We start from the raw sequence: 16,307 nt of genomic DNA, 5'->3' as shown, positions 1-16,307 counted from the left end.
TCTCCTCACATGCCGTTGGCGACGTCCCGGATGAAGTCGCGGGATGCCTCGGGTGAAAGGGCGATGCGCTCCATCCAGTCCAGGTGCGTACGGTACTTGGCGAGCTGAGCCTCGCCGCTGAGGAAATCCGTACGGCGCCGGATGAAGGGGGAAGCCCCCGCTCGTCGGCGTGAGCGGGGGCTTCGGCACTGCGGTGTCCCGGTCGGGACGGACGGTTACGGCAGCGCGTGGACGTGCGCGCCGACCGCGTTGGACCAGGCGTTGCCCGCGGTGGCGTCCCAGTTGGTGGACCAGGTCATCGCGCCCCGCAGGTTCGGGTACGTCTTCGACGGCTTGAAGGAGCCGCAGTTGGTGCCCTTGGTCAGGCAGTCCAGGGCGTTGTTGACCACGGACGGGGCGACGTAGCCGCCGCCCGCCGCGCGGGTGGAGGCGGGCAGGCCCAGGCCGACCTGGGAGGCGTCCAGGCCGCCTTCGAGCTGGATGCAGGCGAGGGCGGTGAGGAAGTCGACCGTGCCCTGCGAGTAGACCTTGCCGTCACAGCCCAGCATCGAACCGCTGTTGTAGTACTGCATGTTGACGACGGTGAGGATGTCCTTCACGTTCAGCGCGGTCTGGAAGTAGCCGCCGGACGTGGACTGCATGTCGATGGTCTGCGGCGCCATGGTGAGAATCATGGACGGGCCGGCCTTCGCCGACAGGGCGCGCAGGGCCTGCGTCATGTAGGTGGGGTTGAGGCCGTTCTCCAGGTCGATGTCGACGCCGTCGAAGCCGTACTCCTGCATGAGGGCGTAGACGGAGTTGGCGAAGTTGGTCGCGGAGGCGGCGTTGTTGACCGAGACCGTGCCCTTCTCGCCGCCGACCGAGATGATGACCTTCTTGCCCGCGGCCTGCTTGGCGCGGAGGTCCGCCTTGAACTGGTCGACGGTGTAGCCGCGCAGGCCGGCCGTGTCCAGGTTGAAGGTGACGGCGCCCGGCGTCGCGGTGGCGTCGGCGAAGGAGACGGCGATGATGTCGTACTGCGCCGAGACGTCGGAGAGCCGCTGGACGGCCGCCCCGTTGTCGAAGTTCTGCCAGTAGCCGGTCACGGCGTGCTTGGGCAGGGTGCCGTTGTTGCCGCCGCCCCCGTTGTCCTTCGGCGCCGTGCGGCCGGAGACCGCCGCCGACTTGGGGGACTCGCCGGCCGCGTTGGTCGCGGCGACCTGGAAGGAGTACGAGGTGTCGGCCGCGAGGCCGGTCACGGTGGTGGAGGTGCCGGTCACGGAGGTGACCTTGGCGCCGTCGCGGTACACGGAGTAGCCGGTGGCGCCGGAGACCGCGTTCCAGGCCAGCGACACGGAGGAGGACGTCGTACCGGAGACCTTCAGCCCGGCCGGGGCGCCCGGGATCGAGGGGCCGTTGCCCCCGCCGTTGCCGCCGTCGGGGCCCTGGACCGAGACGTCGTCGACGTAGTACGCGGACTGGCCGTACCAGCCGTGCGTGTAGACGGTCACGGAGGTGGTGGAGGGGCCGGTCCGGAAGCTGGTCGAGAGCTGCTTCCAGGAGGGCGAGTCGGGGGTCCAGGTCGACACGTCGGTGGTGCCGGTGCCCGTCACACCGAGGTAGGCGTAGCCGCCCTGCACCCAGGCGCTCAGGTCGTAGGTGGAGCCGGGCTGCACCTTGACCGTCTGGGAGCACTGGGCGTTGTCCTGCCCGGCGGGGGTGGCCTTCAGCGCGGCCGAACCGGTGCGGACGGGGGAGGAGACGGTCGTCCCGCTGTTGGCGGAACAGGTCCAGTCGCTCAGACCGGACTCGAAACCGGCGTTGCGGGCGTTGTTCACGTCCGCGGCGGACGCCGGGCCGACGGCGGTCACGCCGAGGGCCAGGGCGGCGGTCACGGCTCCGGACCAGATGCGGATGCGGCGTCCGTGCCGTCTGGGTGCGGGCTGCACAGGGACCTCCGGGAAGAAGTGGGGAGAGGGGGAGAGGGGGAGATGGGGGGGAAAGGGGGGAAGGGAGAGGGGTGGGGGGAGTTGTGGGGCAGCGGGCGGTGGCCGCCACTGGAGTACAAGGTGGTCCAGACCAATTGAGGTGTCAAGTGTTAGGTCCAGACCAACTGGGCGGACCCCTCGCGCACTTGACGTCCGGTGCGCGGAGCGGGACGCCGGAGGGACGGGGGTTGAGATGGTGATCATCCGGGAAATGCTCACCCTGCCCCGGTTTGCCGCATTGCGCGGGTCACAACTTCTCCGGCAGGTGCGGAAACGCTGTTCTCGGGCACCTGGCCGGTGGTTACAGTGCTCACGTAGTCACGCAGTGAAGTCATCCGGGTGCGCCGGAGTTGCCCCGGCGTACCGACGGGCATGGGGAGACGGGGAGCCGCGCGTGCCAACTGCCATTGCCGTGACCAGCGCCGACATGGCGCTGCCGCCGCAGGACGAGCGGACGCTGCCCGCGATCGTCCTCCAGGACGTACACCGGCGCCCGCTGGAACAGGCGCTCGCCGAGGTGCAGGCCCTGCTCGACCAGTACGGACACCTCATCGTCGTCAGCTCCCTGGCCGCCCCCGCCGCGGCGGAACGCCGGCTGCGTACCATCCGCTCCCTCCTGGAGAGCGACCGCATCGCCCTCTTCCGGCCCGCCCTGCCGCCGCTCGGCCTCGCCGTCCTCGCCCGCCAGTTACGGCAGTTGGCCTCCTGCGACCTCAGCCCCGGCGTCATCGCCTCCGCCGGCCGGCTGCTCACCCACTACATCCACGCCGGGGCGGTGCTCGGCTCCGTCGCCCGGCTCGACCACGTCCCCGTCGGCCTCAAGGCGCACGCCAAGTCCTGGATGCCGGGCAGCCAGTTCGGCGTCGTCGCCCACCCCGAGCCACAGCTCGTACGCATCGGCCCCGAAGCCGCCCTCGCCGGACCCGAGTTCGGCACCTGGCTGCTGGTCGCCCGGGGCCAGCTCACCGGCGACTGGGTCACCGGCACCCTCGCCCCCTCCTGGAAGATCCTCGGCCTGCGCGAGACCCCGCTGCCCGCCGAGTCGTCCGCCTGGTGGGGCACCGGCCGGATCACCGAGTTCTGCGCCTACCTCCCCGACCTGTCGGTCCTCTACCAACTGGTCACCTCGGTACGCCGGACCACCTGCCACTGGTGCGGCATCGACGTCATCGGCGACCGCTGCGTGTTCTGCTCCGCGACCGCGCCGGTCCACGACGACGACCGCCGCGGCCGGCACCGCGCCCCGCGGCAGATCACCCCGGGGCGCCGCATGCTCACCGGCTGAGCCCGCCCGCCCCGGCCCCGCCGCCCGTCTCCCGATCCGGCCCGACCGAACCCCAACGAGGTTGCACGGCTCATGAACTCCCGTCAGCGCCGCGGCGTCATCCTGCTGATCCTGTCGGTCCTCTGCGCCTTCGCCGCCTTCGCCGGGGTCCTCTCCGTCATAGGCGACGTCAAGTCCAAGGTCGGCCCCGAGGTCACCGCGTACCGCGTCAAGGCCGACGTACCGCCCTACACCGCCCTCGGCGCCGGCCAGTTCGAGTCGATCGAGATGCCCGAGCGCTGGCTCTCCGAGAACGCTGTCACCGACCTCTCCCGCATCCGCGGCAAGATCGCGGTCACCACCCTCAAGAAGGGCTCCCTGCTCCAGAGCGACATGGTCGTCGACCAGCCCGCCCTGCGCCCGGGGGAGCAGGAGGTCGCCATCATGATCGACGCGGCGACCGGAGTCGCCGGCAAGATCACGCCGGGCTCCACCGTGAACGTGTACGCCACCTTCGAGGGCGAACGGGGCAGCACGCCGGCCCAGTCCAAGATCATCGTGACCGACGCGCGCGTCATCGACGTCGGCGAACTGACCTCGCTGGAACCGGACGCCGACAACCGCGCCCGCCGCGCCACCGAGGCGGTGCCCATCACCTTCGCCCTGTCCACCCTCGACGCCCAGCGCCTGACCTACGCCGAGTCGTTCGCCCAGCGGGTCCGGCTCGCGCTCGTGGCACCCGGCGGCGACCCCACGGTCCCGGACGAGGACCGCACGTACGAGCTCGCGAAGGACAAGTGAGAGCCCCCATGCCCACGCGGATTCTCCCGGCGGCCGGCGACGCGGACGCCCTCCGGTCCCTCACCGCCCTGCTCGGCCGGCTCCCGGACGCCGAACCCGTCGCCCCGGTGGCCGACTCCACCCAGCTCGTCGACACCCTCGCCCGCATGGCCGCCGAGTCCGTCGACGACCTGCCCGAGGTGGTGGTCGTGCACGAGCGGATCGGCCCCGTCCCCGCCCTGGAGCTGATCCGCGAGATCGCCCTGCGCTTCCCCGCCGTCGGCGTCATCCTCGTCACCACCGACGCCGGACCCGGCCTCTTCCAGGCCGCCATGGACCACGGCGCCCGCGGCCTGCTCGCCCTCCCTCTCGGCCACGAGGAACTCGCCGCCCGGGTACGGGCGGTGGCCCAGTGGTCGGCGGGCATGCGCCGCCATCTGGGCAGCGCCGTCGAGGTGTTCGGCGGACCCGGCGGCACCCTCGTCACCGTCAGCGGCGCCAAGGGCGGCGTCGGCACCACCCTCACCGCCATCCACCTCGCCCTCGCCGCGCAGGCGTCCGGACGGCCCACCGCCCTCGTCGACCTGGACCTCCAGACCGGCGACGTCGCCTCCTACCTCGACGTGCAGTTCCGCCGCTCGGTCGCCGACCTGGCCGCCATCGCCGACATCTCCTCGCGCGTCCTCGCCGACGCCGTCTTCCGCCACGACACCGGCCTCGCCCTGCTCCTCGCCCCCGGCGAGGGCGAACGCGGCGAGGACGTCACCGACCGCGGCGCCCGCCAGGTCATCGCCGCCCTGCGCTCGCGCTACGAGGTCGTCGTCGTCGACTGCGGCGCCCAGCTCGGCGGCGCCGGCGCCGCGGCCGTCGAAAGCGCCGACCACGCGCTCCTGGTCACCACCCCCGACGTGGTCGCCGTCCGGGGCGCCAAACGGACGGTACGCATGTGGGACCGGCTCCAGATCCGCAAGGCCGAGGAGACCACCGTGGTCGTCAACCGCCACACCCGGGGTACGGAGATCCAGCCCCCGCTGATCCGCCGCATCACCGGCACGCAGGTCGCGGGCACCACCGTCCCCGCCCACTTCAAGGAACTCCAGGCCGCCGTGGACGCCGGCCGCGTCCACGACCTCGACGGCAAGAGCACCGTACGGCAGGCCCTGTGGACGCTCGCCGCCGAACTCGGCCTGGTCCAGGCCCCGGAGAACGCCGCCAAGCCGGGCCGCTTCCGGGGGGACCGGGGCGGGCGGGGCGGGAGAGGTGGGCGGGGTGGTCGGGGTGGCGGGGGTGACCTGGTCGGGCGGGGGGAGCTGGGCGGCGGGGGCAGGCGGGGCGAGCTGGGCGGGGGCGGCGACCGGGGCGGGGCCGGTTTCCATCGGCGCAAGGGCGGTGGGGGATGAGCGGGCGGGGGGTGCGGGGGTCGGGTGGGGCGGGTAGGCCCGGTGGGCCTGGCGGATTGAGTGGGACAGGTGGGGCAGGTGGGCTGAATGGGTTAGGTGGGTCTGGTGGGTCTGGCATGCTGAACGGGGCAGGTGGGCCGGGTGGGGACCGGGGTCAGGTCACCGTGGAGTTCCTCGGCATGCTCCCGGCGATCCTCGCCACGCTGGTGGTCCTGTGGCAACTCGTCCTCGTGGGATACACGTTCACCCTCGCGGGGAATGCTGCGGACGAGGCGGTACGGGCGGCCACGGCGGCCGACCGGGGAGCACGGCAGGGCGCCTGCCAGGACGCCGGCCGGGACAAACTGCCGGGCGCGTGGGAAGGGGGCGCCGACGTGCGGTGCGCGACCGGGGGCGGCTACGTCACCGCCGACGTACGGCTGACGGTCCCCATCCTCTTCCCGGGCACGATCGGCTTCCCCTTCGACGTCACGGGCCACGCCGGCGCCGTCGAGGAGGAGGACGACTGAGATGCCGTACGCCCAGAGTCCGCCCTCGCGCCGCCCGCGCCGTGACCGGGGCCAGGCGGCCATCGAGTACCTCGGCTTCCTGCCGATCCTGCTCCTGGTCGCCCTCGCCGCCGTCCAGCTCGGCCTGATCGCCTACACCGCCCAGCAGGCCGGCACCGCCGCCCGCGCCGGGGCCCGCGGAGCCTCGCTCCAGTTGAGCGCCCAGGACGCCTGCGCGCGGGCCGTCAGCTCCTGGCTGGCCGACGGCACGAACTGCCCCCCGTCGTACGGCGGTGACGTGGTGACCGTCACCGCGAGCGTCGCCATACCGTCCGTCGTCCCCGGCTGGGACTTCGGCACCGCGACCAGAACGGCCACGATGCCGCTCGACCATCCGGCGGGCGGGTGAGTGGCGTGAGCGGCATCCGTGCTGTGAACCGGGCATACGGCGTGAACTGCGTGAACCCGCTGAGCCGCGTGAACCGGGTGGGCGGCGTGAACTGTGTGAACCCGTTGAGCCGTGTGAACCGGGCGGGCAGTGTGAATCGCCCATTTGGGGTGGGCGGTGTGAACTGCGCAGTTCCTGTGAACGCAGCGCACGGCGTGGGTCGTAGGGGTGGGGTGCACGGCGTAAACCGCGTGAATCGCCCGGCCCATGTTCACAGCGTGAACCGCCCGATCCGCGTGAGTCGTGTGAATCGCGTGAACCGAGCGAACGGCGCCTGTCGTGTGAACCGCCCATGCGGCGTGAACCGTGTGAACAGTGCGGGCCGCGTGAACAGTACGGGCTGCGTGAACCGTGTGAACAGTGCGATTTGCGTGAACACCGCGAGCCGCGTGAATGGTACGAGCAGTGTGAACCGCGTCAACCGCCCCTCCCGTGGCTCCCGCGTCACTCACGTCACTCAGGCCACTCAGGCCACTCACGTCACCCGAGTCACTCCCGCCACCCCCGCCACCCGCGTCAACGAGGAGCAAGGAGCACCGGACGCATGAGCCTGCGCGCACGCATCCACTCCCCGGAGGAGAACGGCCGCCGGGGCCAGGACGGACACCTCGTCGCCTCCTACCGGGCCAAGCTCCTGGAGGAGATCGACCTCGCCGAGATGAGTTCGCTGACCACGGCCGAACGCCGGGCCCGGCTCGAACGCGTCCTCGGCCACCTCATCAGCCGCGAGGGCCCGGTCCTGTCCACCGCCGAACGCGCCCAGCTCATCCGCCGCGTCGTCGACGAGGCCCTCGGACTCGGCATCCTCGAACCGCTCCTCGAAGACCCCTCCATCACCGAGATCATGGTCAACGGACCCGACGCCATCTTCGTCGAGCGCGAGGGCCGGGTCGAACAACTGCCCCTGCGCTTCGCCTCCCACGACCAGCTCATGCAGACCATCGAGCGCATCGTCTCCACCGTCAACCGCCGCGTGGACGAGTCACACCCGATGGTCGACGCCCGCCTGCCCAGTGGCGAACGCGTCAACGTCATCATCCCGCCGCTGTCGCTCGGCGGCGCCACCCTCACCATCCGCCGCTTCCCCCGCTCCTTCACCCTCCAGGAGCTGATCGGCCTCGGCTCGCTCGACGAGAACATGCTGTACCTGCTCGCCGGACTGGTCCGGGCCCGCTTCAACATCATCGTCTCGGGGGCCACCGGCACCGGGAAGACCACCCTGCTCAACGCCCTGTCCGGACTCATCCCCGAGACCGACCGCATCATCACCATCGAGGACTCGGCCGAACTCCAGCTCCAGCAGTCCCACGTCATCCGCCTGGAAGCGCGCCCGCCCAACGTCGAGGGCAAGGGCCGCATCACCATCCGTGACCTCGTCCGCAACTCCCTGCGCATGCGCCCCGACCGCATCGTCGTCGGCGAGGTACGCGGCGGCGAGTCCCTCGACATGCTCCAGGCCATGTCCACCGGACACGACGGCTCCCTCGCCACCGTCCACGCCAACAGCGCCGAGGACGCCCTCACCCGGCTCCAGACCCTGGCCTCCATGTCGGACGTGGAGATCCCCTTCGTCGCCCTGCACGACCAGATCAACAGCGCCGTCGACGTCCTCGTCCAGCTCACCCGCTTCGCCGACGGCGCCCGCCGCATCACCGAGATCGCCCTGCTGGCCAGCCACGGCGGCGAGCCCTACCGCCTCGCCACGGTCGCCCGTTTCGACGCCCGGCCGATGAGCGCCGACGGCCGCATCCACGGCACCTTCGCCTACCACCCGCTGCCGCGCCGCACCGCCGAGCGCCTCTACATGGCGAGCCAGCCCATCCCGCAGGCGTTCGGCGTGGCCCACCACGCGGACCAGCTCACCACCCGAGAAGCCAGGTAGGACCCCCGATGGATCTGGAAACGCTCGTCACGCTCACCACCGGCATCACCCTGCTGACCTGCGTCCTGGCCGTCGTCGGCATGCACTCCTACGCCGCCGGCCGGGCCCAGCGCCAGGCCCTGGTCGAACGCCTCTCCGCCTCCGGAAACCCCCCGCCCCCCGGCCGCCGGCGCCACTTCCCCGGCCTCGACCGCCGGCTGCGGCGCACCGGGCCCGGCCGCAGGCTGGAACGCCGGCTCGCCGCGACCGGCCTCGACATCACGCCGGGCGAGTTCACCGTCGCCCTGCTGGCCACCGTGGCAGGGCTGTGGCTGGTCGGGCAGGCGGCGCTCGCCCCGTTCTTCGGGCCCCTCGCCGGGCTGCTCGGTCTCTGGGCGGCACTCCAGTTCCTCGACTGGCAGCGCCGGCGCCGCATCGAGCGGTTCATCGCCCAACTCCCCGAACTCGCCCGCATCCTCGCCAACGCCACCCAGGCCGGACTCGCCCTGCGCACCGCCATCGGCATGGCCGCCGAGGAACTGGAGGCCCCCGCCGGCGAGGAACTCGGCAAGGTCGCCGACCAACTCGCCCTCGGCGCCTCCATGGAGGACGCCCTCGGCGAACTCGCCGAACGCCTCCCCTCCCGCGAACTCGTCGTCCTCGTCACCACCCTCGTCCTCTCCAACCGGGCGGGCGGCCAGGTGGTCGGCGCGCTGCGCAACCTCACCGAGACGCTGGAGGAGCGCAAGGAGACCCGCCGCGAGGTCCGTACCCAGCTCTCGCAGGTGAACATGACCTCCTACGCCGTCCCTCTTCTGGGCGTCGGCTCGTTGTTCCTGATGAACGGTGTCAAGGACGGCGCCCTGGAACGCATGACCGGTTCACCGGCCGGCCAGGCGGCGGTGATCGTCGCCTTCGGCCTCTACGCCGTCGGCTTCGTCCTCATCCGCCGCCTGTCCCGCATCGACGTCTAGGCACGACAGCCAGAGAAGGGAGGAGACGCGCATGGGACTTCTGCTCGCCCTGCTGATGGGCCTCGGCGTGTGGGGTGCCTTCGCCGGCATCCGCATGTACCGGGCCGACGCCAAGCTCCCCGGCGACCTCGCCCTCGCCCTGGAGGTCGGCTCCACCCGCACCGGCGCCGTCGACTCGCTGATCGACCGCATGGGCATGCGCTATGCCCCCGCCGTCCTGCGCCTCATGGGCCCCCGCCAGGTCGCCAAGTACCGCCGCCGGATCGACCTCGCGGGCAACCCCGGCGGCCTCACCATCAACCGCTACGCCGCCCGCCGCGCGGTCTACGGCTTCCTCGGCGGCCTCGGCTTCCTCGTCTTCCTGCTGCGCGGACAGTTCCTCGTCGCGCTCCTGCTGCTGGCCTTCGGCGCCTTCTGGACCGAGGTCGGCATCTGGTCGGCGATCCGCGTCCGCCGGGACGTCATCGAACGCACACTGCCCGACTTCCTCGACGTCCTCGCCGTCGTGGTCGGCGCCGGGCTCGGCTTCCGCCAGGCCCTGGACCGCGTCGCCACACACTACGAGGGCCCCTGGGCCGACGAACTGCGCATCACCCTGCGCCAGATGGACCTCGGCATGAGCCGCCGCCAGGCGTTCGCGGAACTGCGCCACCGCAACGACTCCGAGCAGGTCGCCATGTTCGTGACCGCCCTCCAGCAGGGCGAGGAACTGGGCGCCCCCATCGTCGACACCCTCGTCGCCCTGGCCCGCGACATGCGCCGCACCGACGCCCAGAACGCCCGCCGCAAGGCCGCCCGCGCGGTGCCCAAGGCCACGATGATGATCACCACCTTCATGGTCCCGGCCACGATGATCCTCCTCGGCGCCGGCCTCATCCTGGGCTCCGGCACGGACTTCGGCACGCTCACGGGGGAGTAGGGGGAGCCGTGATGGCGACTGTGGTGAAGATGCCGGGGGCGGGGCGGGGCGCGCGTCGACAAGCACGCAGGGCCGCCCGCCGGGAGGCACGGCGGGAGGCACGGCGGGAGGCACGGCGGGAGGCACGGCGGAGCACGGCCCGGAGGCGGTCCCGGCGTGCGGTGACGGGAGCCGGGGGCGCCGATGGGATGGGTGCCCTGGTGACCGGGTGGGGGACCGTGTTCCTGCCGGTGGCCCGCGGGGTGTCGGGGGAGTGCGGGGAGCCGGGCGGGTCGGGTATGTGGGGGAAGAGGAGCGTGTCGGCACGGCGGTCCCGTTCGGGGAAGCCGGGCGTGTCGCGGCGGCCCGGCGGTCCGGACGTGCCGGCAGAAGGCGGCGAGCCGCCCGGGTCGGGTGTGTCGCGGCAGCCGGATGCACCGGGTGCTCCGGATGTGTCGGCAGAACGGCCCGATTCGGGAGACCCGGGCGTGTCGGCGGAGTCGGAAGAGACCCTCACCGGGCCCTTACCGGCACACACCTCCGCCCCTCACCCGGAGGCCACCGCCGAGGAACCCGCCCTCACCCTCCAGGTGAACGCCCTCCAGGCACTGTGCCGCCAGGTCTTCGGCTTCCGCATGGCGATGATCGCCCTGGCCGCCCCCGTCGCCCTGCTCCACGCCCAACCCGGCCTCGGCGCCCGCCTCGTCGGCGCCGCCGTGGTCGTCACCTTCATGGGCTCGTACGTCCTCTTCCGCGACTGGGAACGCTTCGGCCCCCTCCTCCTGCGCCACCCCGCCCTCCTCGCCGCGGACACCCTCTTCGGCTCGCTGCTCCTCGTCTCCGCCGGCCCCGGCACCCCCCTCGCCTACGTCAGCGTCTGCACGCCCCTGCTGGCCGGCCTCGTCTACGGATGGCGCGGCGCGGCCGTCTTCGCGAGCCTCCAGTCGCTGATCCTGCTCCTGGTCCACGCGACGGTGCGGGACCCGCACCAGGGCCCGGCGGAGTCGCTGCTCCTGCCCGGACTGTGCGTCATCGCGGGCGCCGCCGGCTCCAGCCTGCGCGGCCTCCTGCTCCGCTTCGGCTCCGCCACCGAGGCCCTGACGGCGATGCGGGCCCGCCTGGCCGCCACCGAGGCGGTGAGCGCGGAACGCGCCCGGCTCGCCCGCGAACTCCACGACTCCGTGGCGACCACCCTGCACGGCGTGGCCCTCGCCGCCGACGGCCTCGCGGCCACCGCGGGCACCGACCGCATGGACCCGGCGCTCGCCAGGCGACAGGCGGAACTGATCGCGCGCTCGGCCCGCCGGGCGGCGGCGGAGTCCCGCGAACTCCTCACCGACCTGCGCCGCGTGGCCGACCCGGACCACGGCATCGACCTGGCGGCCGAACTCGCCGCGCGGGCCGCCGCCTTCGCGGCGCGCACCGGCCTGCCCACCGACTGCGCGACCACGGGCGACCGGCCCGTACCGGAGGTACCCCCGGCGGTGGCACGCCAGCTCCTGACCATCGTGTCGGAGGCCCTGGAGAACGCCCACCGCCACGCGGCGCCGACCCGCGTGACGGTGCGTACCGGCGTGCACGGCGACCACCTGCGTGTCAGCGTGCACGACGACGGACGCGGACTGCCGCCCGGTACGACGCTCCCGCGCCTGCGCCAGACCGGTCACTTCGGCCTGGTCGGCATGGTCGAGCGCGCCGCGGCCCTCGGCGCCCGCATCCGCGTCGGCCGCGGCGGCCACGCCACCGGCACGGAGGTCCGCGTGGACCTCCCCCTGACCGGAACCGCCCTCAGCACCACGACCATCTGACGAGAGGAGGCCCGCCGATGCGGGACGACACCACGCACGACACCCGGACCCCGCCCCATCCCTTCCCCTTCCCGGAGGCCGCCGGGCCGGCCGCGCTGCGGGTCGTCGTGGCCGACGACAACCCCGTGGTCCGCGCCGGACTGACCGCCCTGCTCTCCGGGCGGACGGACATCACGGTCGTCGCCGAGGCCGCCGACGGCCGTGAGGCGTGCGAGGCGACCCACCGCCACCGTCCCGACGTCGTCCTCCTGGACGTCCGCATGCCCGTCGTCGACGGCATCTCGGCCCTCCCGTACCTGGTGGGCATCGCCCCGGTGATGATGCTGACGTACAGCGGGGAGTCGGCGATCGTCCGGGAGGCGCTCAGACGCGGGGCGGGGGGCTACCTGGTCCACGGCGAGTTCACGGCCGACGCCCTGGTGACGGCGGTACGGGACATCCGGCACGGCCGCGCCCACTTCACCCCGACGGCGGCGGAAGCGCTGCTCACCCACGTGCGGCAGAGCCCGCCCCCGGACACGCCCCTGCCGGACACCCTGGGCCGGGACAGTGCGAGTGCACACGCCTCTATATCTCCAACAGCCCTGTCCCCGCAGCGCGATAGAGGAAATTCCCTCAAATCGCTTTCGCACTTGCAACTCTTCATGAGACAGTCGACGTCGACCGCTCCCGACCGGTCCGGCTACCGACTGAGCACCAGGGAGGTGGAGATCATGGACCTCATCGCATCCGGCATGACCAACCAGCAGATCGCCGCCGCCTGTTTCATCAGTGAGAAGACGGTCAAGAACCACATCAACCGCATCTTCGCCAAGCTCCACAGCACCAGCCGGTCCGAGGCAACCGCCAAGTGGCTCGGCACGGCACCGGACGGTGACCCGCGATGACCGACGGGACGAGGAACGACACGCACGAGCCCGGGTTTTGGGCCCGGATTTGGGCCCACGGGCCCTCCGCCGACCGGCACGTCCCGCCGTACCGTCCAGCCACCGACAGCGGCACCGGCCACCCGGGAGGGGAACCCCATGACCAACTGGCTCCGCACCATCGCCGCCCACCTGCACCCCCGCACGGCCCGCGACGACCGGGGCCAGACGGCGGTGGAATACCTGGGCATCATCGCCGTGGTCGTCGCCATCGTCCTGGCCATCACGGGGACGGACATCGGGCAGTCGATCTTCGATGCGATCACGGCGAAGATCGGCGAAGTCACGGGCGGCTGACGCGGGTTCGTCGGCTCGGTGACGCGGGGCAGGCGTTTCCCATCTACATCACGGTGGTGGGTGGCCTGCTCTTCCTCGCGTTCGCCTACCTCGCGGTCGGCCAGGCCGCGGCGAACCGGAACGGCGCCCAGACCGCCGCCGACGCGGCGGCCCTCGCGGCGGCCCAGGACCGGCGTGACCAACTGGCCGGACGGTGGCTCGAGGACATCCTCGACCCGTCCAACTGGCGAGCCGTCTTCAAGGGTGACGTCGACGTGTCGGAACCTTCGTGCCGGAAAGCCGAGGAACTGGCCGCCCGGAACGACGCACATGTGCTCACCTGCACCCCGAAGGGCCTCCTGGGATTCACCGTCGAGGTCGAGACCGACCGCACGGTCGGGGAATCGATCGTGCCGGGGACCGAGGACATGAGGTCCCGGGAGTCCGCCACCGCCGTGATCGAGTCCCGCTGCGACTTCGAACTCCCCGCCGAGGACGCGGAGGACGACGTACTGCCGCAACTCACCTGCGACGGTGACCGGTGGACGCTCGACCCGGAAGACCTGACCGATCTGCCCGGTCCCGAGGATCTCTTCGACGTGCACCTGGCCGAATGACGGACGAACGACGAGCGATGAAGGAAGCCAACGCATGAGCATGCGGTTGACATCGGTGGCCCACAGGCGGGCGCTCGCCCTGGCCGTCGCGGCCGGTCTGGCCCTGGGCGCGGCCGGCTGCGGCAGTGACGACGAGAAGCCGAAGGCGTCGGCTTCCGCCTCCGGGGAGAGCGGCCCCGGGCCCAGTACGCAGGACGGCAAGTCGGAGGCGCCACTCGCCGAGTTGAAGGGCTCCAACGGGCTGCTCATGCGCGTCACTTCGGCGGAGCGCGATTCCGGGGGCTTCGTGACGGTGAACGGTGAACTGAAGAACGACGCCGACAAGAACGTCCCCATCCCCTCCGCGCTGAGCGGCAACGAGACCGAGATCATCAAGAACGGCAGGTCGCTCGGCGGAGCGACACTCGTCGACCCGAAGGGGAAGAAGCGGTACTACGTGCTGCGGGACACCGACGGCCGCCCCCTGACGACCACGGGCTTCTCGTCGATCAAGGCGGGCGACACCCTGGCCGTCTTCATGCAGTTCCCGGCCCCGCCCGCCGACACGAGCGAGGTCACCTTCCAGCTTCCGACCTTCGCCAGCGCGACCATCACGATCTCCGGGTGAGGCCCCCCATGACCGCCGTACCGCGTTTCGCGCTGGTCCTCACCGCCGCCTCCGTGCTGCTCGCGGCGAACCTGCACGCCGCCACGGCGGCCCGCGCCGAGGACGACCCCGTCGGGCCCCCCGGCACCGAGGTGTCCGCCGCCGCACCGGTGGAGGTGGACGCGGCCGACCCGGACCTGAAGCTTCCGGAGGGGGCCACCCTCGCCCAGGCCAAGGTCCTGGACATCAAGTCGGTCGTGGAGGAGCAGAGCGGCGACGAACGCCGCGAGGACACCAACACGAACGTGACGTTCGCCCTCCAGGCCGAGGTGCTCTTCGGCAAGGACAGCGCCAAGCTCGGCGCCGAGGCCCAGTCCCGCATCACCGGCATCGCGGAGGAGATCAAGGCGCAGAACGCCACCAAGATCCGGGTCTTCGGCTTCACCGACAACCTCGGCTCCTCCGCCCACGGCGAGGTGCTGTCCAAGAAGCGCGCCAACGCCGTACAGGAACTCCTCGCCCAGTCCCTGAACGACTCCGGCGTCACCTACGAGGTCCGCGGATACGGCGAGGACTACCCGATCGCCGACAACTCCACGGAGGCCGGCCGCAAGAAGAACCGCAGGGTCGAGGTCTCCTTCCCCCGCGCGGACGGCTGAGCGGCCGGAGGAGCGGCCCGCCGGCCAGGACGGCCCGCGCCACCCCCACTCCTCCGCCGCCCCCTTCCACGTCCACCTCTCCGCCTCCGCCTCCGCCTCCGCCTACGCCTACGCCTACGTCTCAACCGACACCCGCACCCCGGCCCGCACCCCCCACCCGGCCATGGCTCCGGCCGCCGCCTCCAGTACGTGCCGGGAGCGCAGCCGAGGCCGGCCCAGCCTGCCCGGCGCCATGGTGCGCACCGCGAGGACGGTGAACCGGCGGTCGAGGTACGCCACGTCGATCGGCATCCGCATCCGGAACGTGTGCACCCCGCCGGCGGGCGTCAGCAGCATCGCCCCCTCGACGGCGTCCCGGCCCAACAGCCCCCTCGTACGGGCCCGGTAGGACGCGGCCACCTCCAGCGGCACCCGCACCTCCCCGGCAGCGCTCCCCGCGTCCCCGGCGGCCCCGGGCCCAGTACCGGCACCGCCCCCGCACGCCCCCGCGCCCACCACCAGAACGCCGTGCCCGTCCCGCCACCGTCGCCGCGCCATACCGGCCCTCCCCTCGTCCCGCCCGTCGCCGCCATCCGTACCCGCGCCCCCGGACAGTGCACCCCGGACACCGCACCCCCGGCACCGCACCCCCGGCACCGCACCCCCGGCACCACACATCCGGCACCACACCTCCGGACACCGCGCGCCAATCGGGCTTAAGCGGCACACCTTCGCAAACATTCGCGTGCCCGGAGGGAGCGTGCGGAATCGCCCCCCGATCCTCACAAGGTTTCCACATCGTTACCCGCACAGGCGTCCGCGGGGTCGAAACCGGACCGGCTGGTCACGTAGGTTCGGATCAGGTAATTCGCGTCAGCAAAGCTGCGCGGAACGGCACCGCGCGGTGGAGGGGGCTGCGCGGTGCCGGGTCAACTTCGCGTTCCTCGCGGAGGTCACCCGGTCGAGGGATGCGGGGGCAATCACTTGCGTGGCGCACGGCGCGCGCCGATTCCTCCAGAACGCCCCTGTTGCTCCTCTGAGCCCCGGTGATTTCGCCGGAAACCGGCATGTTCCGGCCGTGGTCTCCGGTGGAATGGAAGATTCCGCGATCACCAGCACGTCGCCAGACGACTCCGGAGCGTAGTTGTGGTGTGCCGGTGCGCGCGGCATCACTTACGAAGGGTTATGGTGGAAGCCCCCCCTCGGGCCGGTCCGTATCCCCCCCACGGACCGGCCCGTTTTTTCTGCCCCCACGCCCCGGCGCCCCGCGCCCCACGCCCCGGCGCCCCGCGCCCCACGCCCCGGCGCCCCGCGCCCCACGCCCCGGCGCCCCGCGCTCCGTGCCCGCGCCCCGCGCCCCGCGTCCGGCCCCGGCC

The 16,307-nt window shown here is 72.3% G+C and carries 16 protein-coding genes and 1 pseudogene; 14 read left to right on the top strand and 3 right to left on the bottom strand.

What is annotated here, in order from left to right; all coding sequences use genetic code 11:
- Positions 1-5: 5 nt before the first annotated feature.
- Together J5Y05_RS31915 and J5Y05_RS18375 are read right to left on the bottom strand one after the other, a co-directional pair.
- Positions 6-128 (bottom strand): annotated as a pseudogene (locus tag J5Y05_RS31915) (transcriptional regulator); the annotation flags it as partial.
- A gap of 87 nt (positions 129-215) precedes the next feature.
- Entirely contained in the window at positions 216-1,928 is a 1,713-nt protein-coding gene (locus J5Y05_RS18375) for a chitinase (protein ID WP_210873836.1), read from the bottom strand.
- A gap of 433 nt (positions 1,929-2,361) precedes the next feature.
- Here J5Y05_RS18375 and J5Y05_RS18370 point away from each other — a divergent pair, with 433 nt between their 5' ends.
- The 14 genes from J5Y05_RS18370 (at position 2,362) to J5Y05_RS18310 (ending at position 14,952) form a co-directional block, all read left to right on the top strand.
- The gene (locus tag J5Y05_RS18370) at positions 2,362-3,252 is read left to right on the top strand and encodes a hypothetical protein (protein ID WP_372450501.1); all 891 of its coding nucleotides are present in this window, start codon (positions 2,362-2,364) and stop codon (positions 3,250-3,252) included.
- Between the two features lie 72 nt (positions 3,253-3,324).
- A complete protein-coding gene (cpaB, locus tag J5Y05_RS18365) occupies positions 3,325-4,032 on the top strand; it encodes a Flp pilus assembly protein CpaB (protein ID WP_210873834.1) in 708 nt (235 codons plus the stop codon).
- An 8-nt stretch (positions 4,033-4,040) separates the two neighbouring features.
- Positions 4,041-5,411 (top strand): CpaE/TadZ family protein, encoded by a 1,371-nt coding sequence (locus tag J5Y05_RS18360; protein WP_210873832.1) that lies wholly within the window; start codon positions 4,041-4,043, stop codon positions 5,409-5,411.
- Positions 5,412-5,527: 116 nt separating this feature from the next.
- Positions 5,528-5,920 carry a TadE/TadG family type IV pilus assembly protein gene (locus J5Y05_RS18355; RefSeq protein WP_210873830.1) on the top strand — a complete coding sequence of 131 codons (393 nt, stop codon included), beginning with the start codon at positions 5,528-5,530 and terminating at the stop codon, positions 5,918-5,920.
- A 1-nt stretch (position 5,921) separates the two neighbouring features.
- The gene (locus tag J5Y05_RS18350; RefSeq protein WP_210873827.1) at positions 5,922-6,308 is read left to right on the top strand and encodes a TadE/TadG family type IV pilus assembly protein; all 387 of its coding nucleotides are present in this window, start codon (positions 5,922-5,924) and stop codon (positions 6,306-6,308) included.
- A gap of 583 nt (positions 6,309-6,891) precedes the next feature.
- A complete protein-coding gene (locus J5Y05_RS18345) occupies positions 6,892-8,229 on the top strand; it encodes a TadA family conjugal transfer-associated ATPase (RefSeq protein WP_210873825.1) in 1,338 nt (445 codons plus the stop codon).
- A gap of 8 nt (positions 8,230-8,237) precedes the next feature.
- The gene (locus J5Y05_RS18340) at positions 8,238-9,182 is read left to right on the top strand and encodes a type II secretion system F family protein (protein ID WP_210873823.1); all 945 of its coding nucleotides are present in this window, start codon (positions 8,238-8,240) and stop codon (positions 9,180-9,182) included.
- Between the two features lie 31 nt (positions 9,183-9,213).
- Positions 9,214-10,101, top strand: a complete 888-nt coding sequence (locus J5Y05_RS18335; protein WP_210873821.1) for a DUF5936 domain-containing protein — start codon at positions 9,214-9,216, stop codon at positions 10,099-10,101.
- A gap of 278 nt (positions 10,102-10,379) precedes the next feature.
- On the top strand, positions 10,380-11,888 hold the full coding sequence (locus J5Y05_RS18330) for a sensor histidine kinase (RefSeq protein ID WP_372450500.1): 1,509 nt from the start codon (positions 10,380-10,382) through the stop codon (positions 11,886-11,888).
- Positions 11,889-11,905: 17 nt separating this feature from the next.
- Complete coding sequence (locus J5Y05_RS18325; RefSeq protein WP_210873819.1) at positions 11,906-12,775, top strand: response regulator transcription factor; 870 nt, start codon at positions 11,906-11,908, stop codon at positions 12,773-12,775.
- A gap of 138 nt (positions 12,776-12,913) precedes the next feature.
- Positions 12,914-13,111 (top strand): Flp family type IVb pilin, encoded by a 198-nt coding sequence (locus J5Y05_RS31910; protein ID WP_247614943.1) that lies wholly within the window; start codon positions 12,914-12,916, stop codon positions 13,109-13,111.
- Entirely contained in the window at positions 13,108-13,707 is a 600-nt protein-coding gene (locus J5Y05_RS31905; RefSeq protein WP_247614968.1) for a pilus assembly protein TadG-related protein, read from the top strand. Before J5Y05_RS31910 ends, J5Y05_RS31905 begins: the two co-directional genes overlap by 4 nt.
- 34 nt (positions 13,708-13,741) lie before the next feature.
- On the top strand, positions 13,742-14,314 hold the full coding sequence (locus J5Y05_RS18315) for a hypothetical protein (protein ID WP_210873816.1): 573 nt from the start codon (positions 13,742-13,744) through the stop codon (positions 14,312-14,314).
- Between the two features lie 8 nt (positions 14,315-14,322).
- A complete protein-coding gene (locus tag J5Y05_RS18310) occupies positions 14,323-14,952 on the top strand; it encodes an OmpA family protein (RefSeq protein WP_210873814.1) in 630 nt (209 codons plus the stop codon).
- Between the two features lie 114 nt (positions 14,953-15,066).
- Here J5Y05_RS18310 and J5Y05_RS18305 read toward each other — a convergent pair whose 3' ends face one another.
- Positions 15,067-15,489 carry a DUF192 domain-containing protein gene (locus J5Y05_RS18305; protein WP_210873811.1) on the bottom strand — a complete coding sequence of 141 codons (423 nt, stop codon included), beginning with the start codon at positions 15,487-15,489 and terminating at the stop codon, positions 15,067-15,069.
- Positions 15,490-16,307: the final 818 nt, after the last annotated feature.

The organism is Streptomyces tagetis (assembly GCF_018069565.1).
GTDB classification, from domain to species: domain Bacteria; phylum Actinomycetota; class Actinomycetes; order Streptomycetales; family Streptomycetaceae; genus Streptomyces; species Streptomyces tagetis.
Note: the sequence above shows the minus strand (reverse complement) of the source record. Positions and strands in the feature narration are given on the sequence as shown.

Bases quoted from the DNA above. Each gene is read 5' to 3' on its own strand.
- J5Y05_RS18360 (WP_210873832.1), top strand. From the start codon at position 4,041: ATGCCCACGCGGATTCTCCCGGCGGCCGGCGACGCGGACGCCCTCCGG.
- J5Y05_RS18305 (WP_210873811.1), bottom strand. From the start codon at position 15,489: ATGGCGCGGCGACGGTGGCGGGACGGGCACGGCGTTCTGGTGGTGGGC.
- J5Y05_RS18335 (WP_210873821.1), top strand. From the start codon at position 9,214: ATGGGACTTCTGCTCGCCCTGCTGATGGGCCTCGGCGTGTGGGGTGCC.
- J5Y05_RS18340 (WP_210873823.1), top strand. From the start codon at position 8,238: ATGGATCTGGAAACGCTCGTCACGCTCACCACCGGCATCACCCTGCTG.
- J5Y05_RS31910 (WP_247614943.1), top strand. From the start codon at position 12,914: ATGACCAACTGGCTCCGCACCATCGCCGCCCACCTGCACCCCCGCACG.
- J5Y05_RS18350 (WP_210873827.1), top strand. From the start codon at position 5,922: ATGCCGTACGCCCAGAGTCCGCCCTCGCGCCGCCCGCGCCGTGACCGG.
- cpaB (WP_210873834.1), top strand. From the start codon at position 3,325: ATGAACTCCCGTCAGCGCCGCGGCGTCATCCTGCTGATCCTGTCGGTC.
- J5Y05_RS18330 (WP_372450500.1), top strand. From the start codon at position 10,380: ATGTGGGGGAAGAGGAGCGTGTCGGCACGGCGGTCCCGTTCGGGGAAG.
- J5Y05_RS18315 (WP_210873816.1), top strand. From the start codon at position 13,742: ATGAGCATGCGGTTGACATCGGTGGCCCACAGGCGGGCGCTCGCCCTG.
- J5Y05_RS18345 (WP_210873825.1), top strand. From the start codon at position 6,892: ATGAGCCTGCGCGCACGCATCCACTCCCCGGAGGAGAACGGCCGCCGG.
- J5Y05_RS18325 (WP_210873819.1), top strand. From the start codon at position 11,906: ATGCGGGACGACACCACGCACGACACCCGGACCCCGCCCCATCCCTTC.
- J5Y05_RS18310 (WP_210873814.1), top strand. From the start codon at position 14,323: ATGACCGCCGTACCGCGTTTCGCGCTGGTCCTCACCGCCGCCTCCGTG.
- J5Y05_RS18355 (WP_210873830.1), top strand. From the start codon at position 5,528: ATGCTGAACGGGGCAGGTGGGCCGGGTGGGGACCGGGGTCAGGTCACC.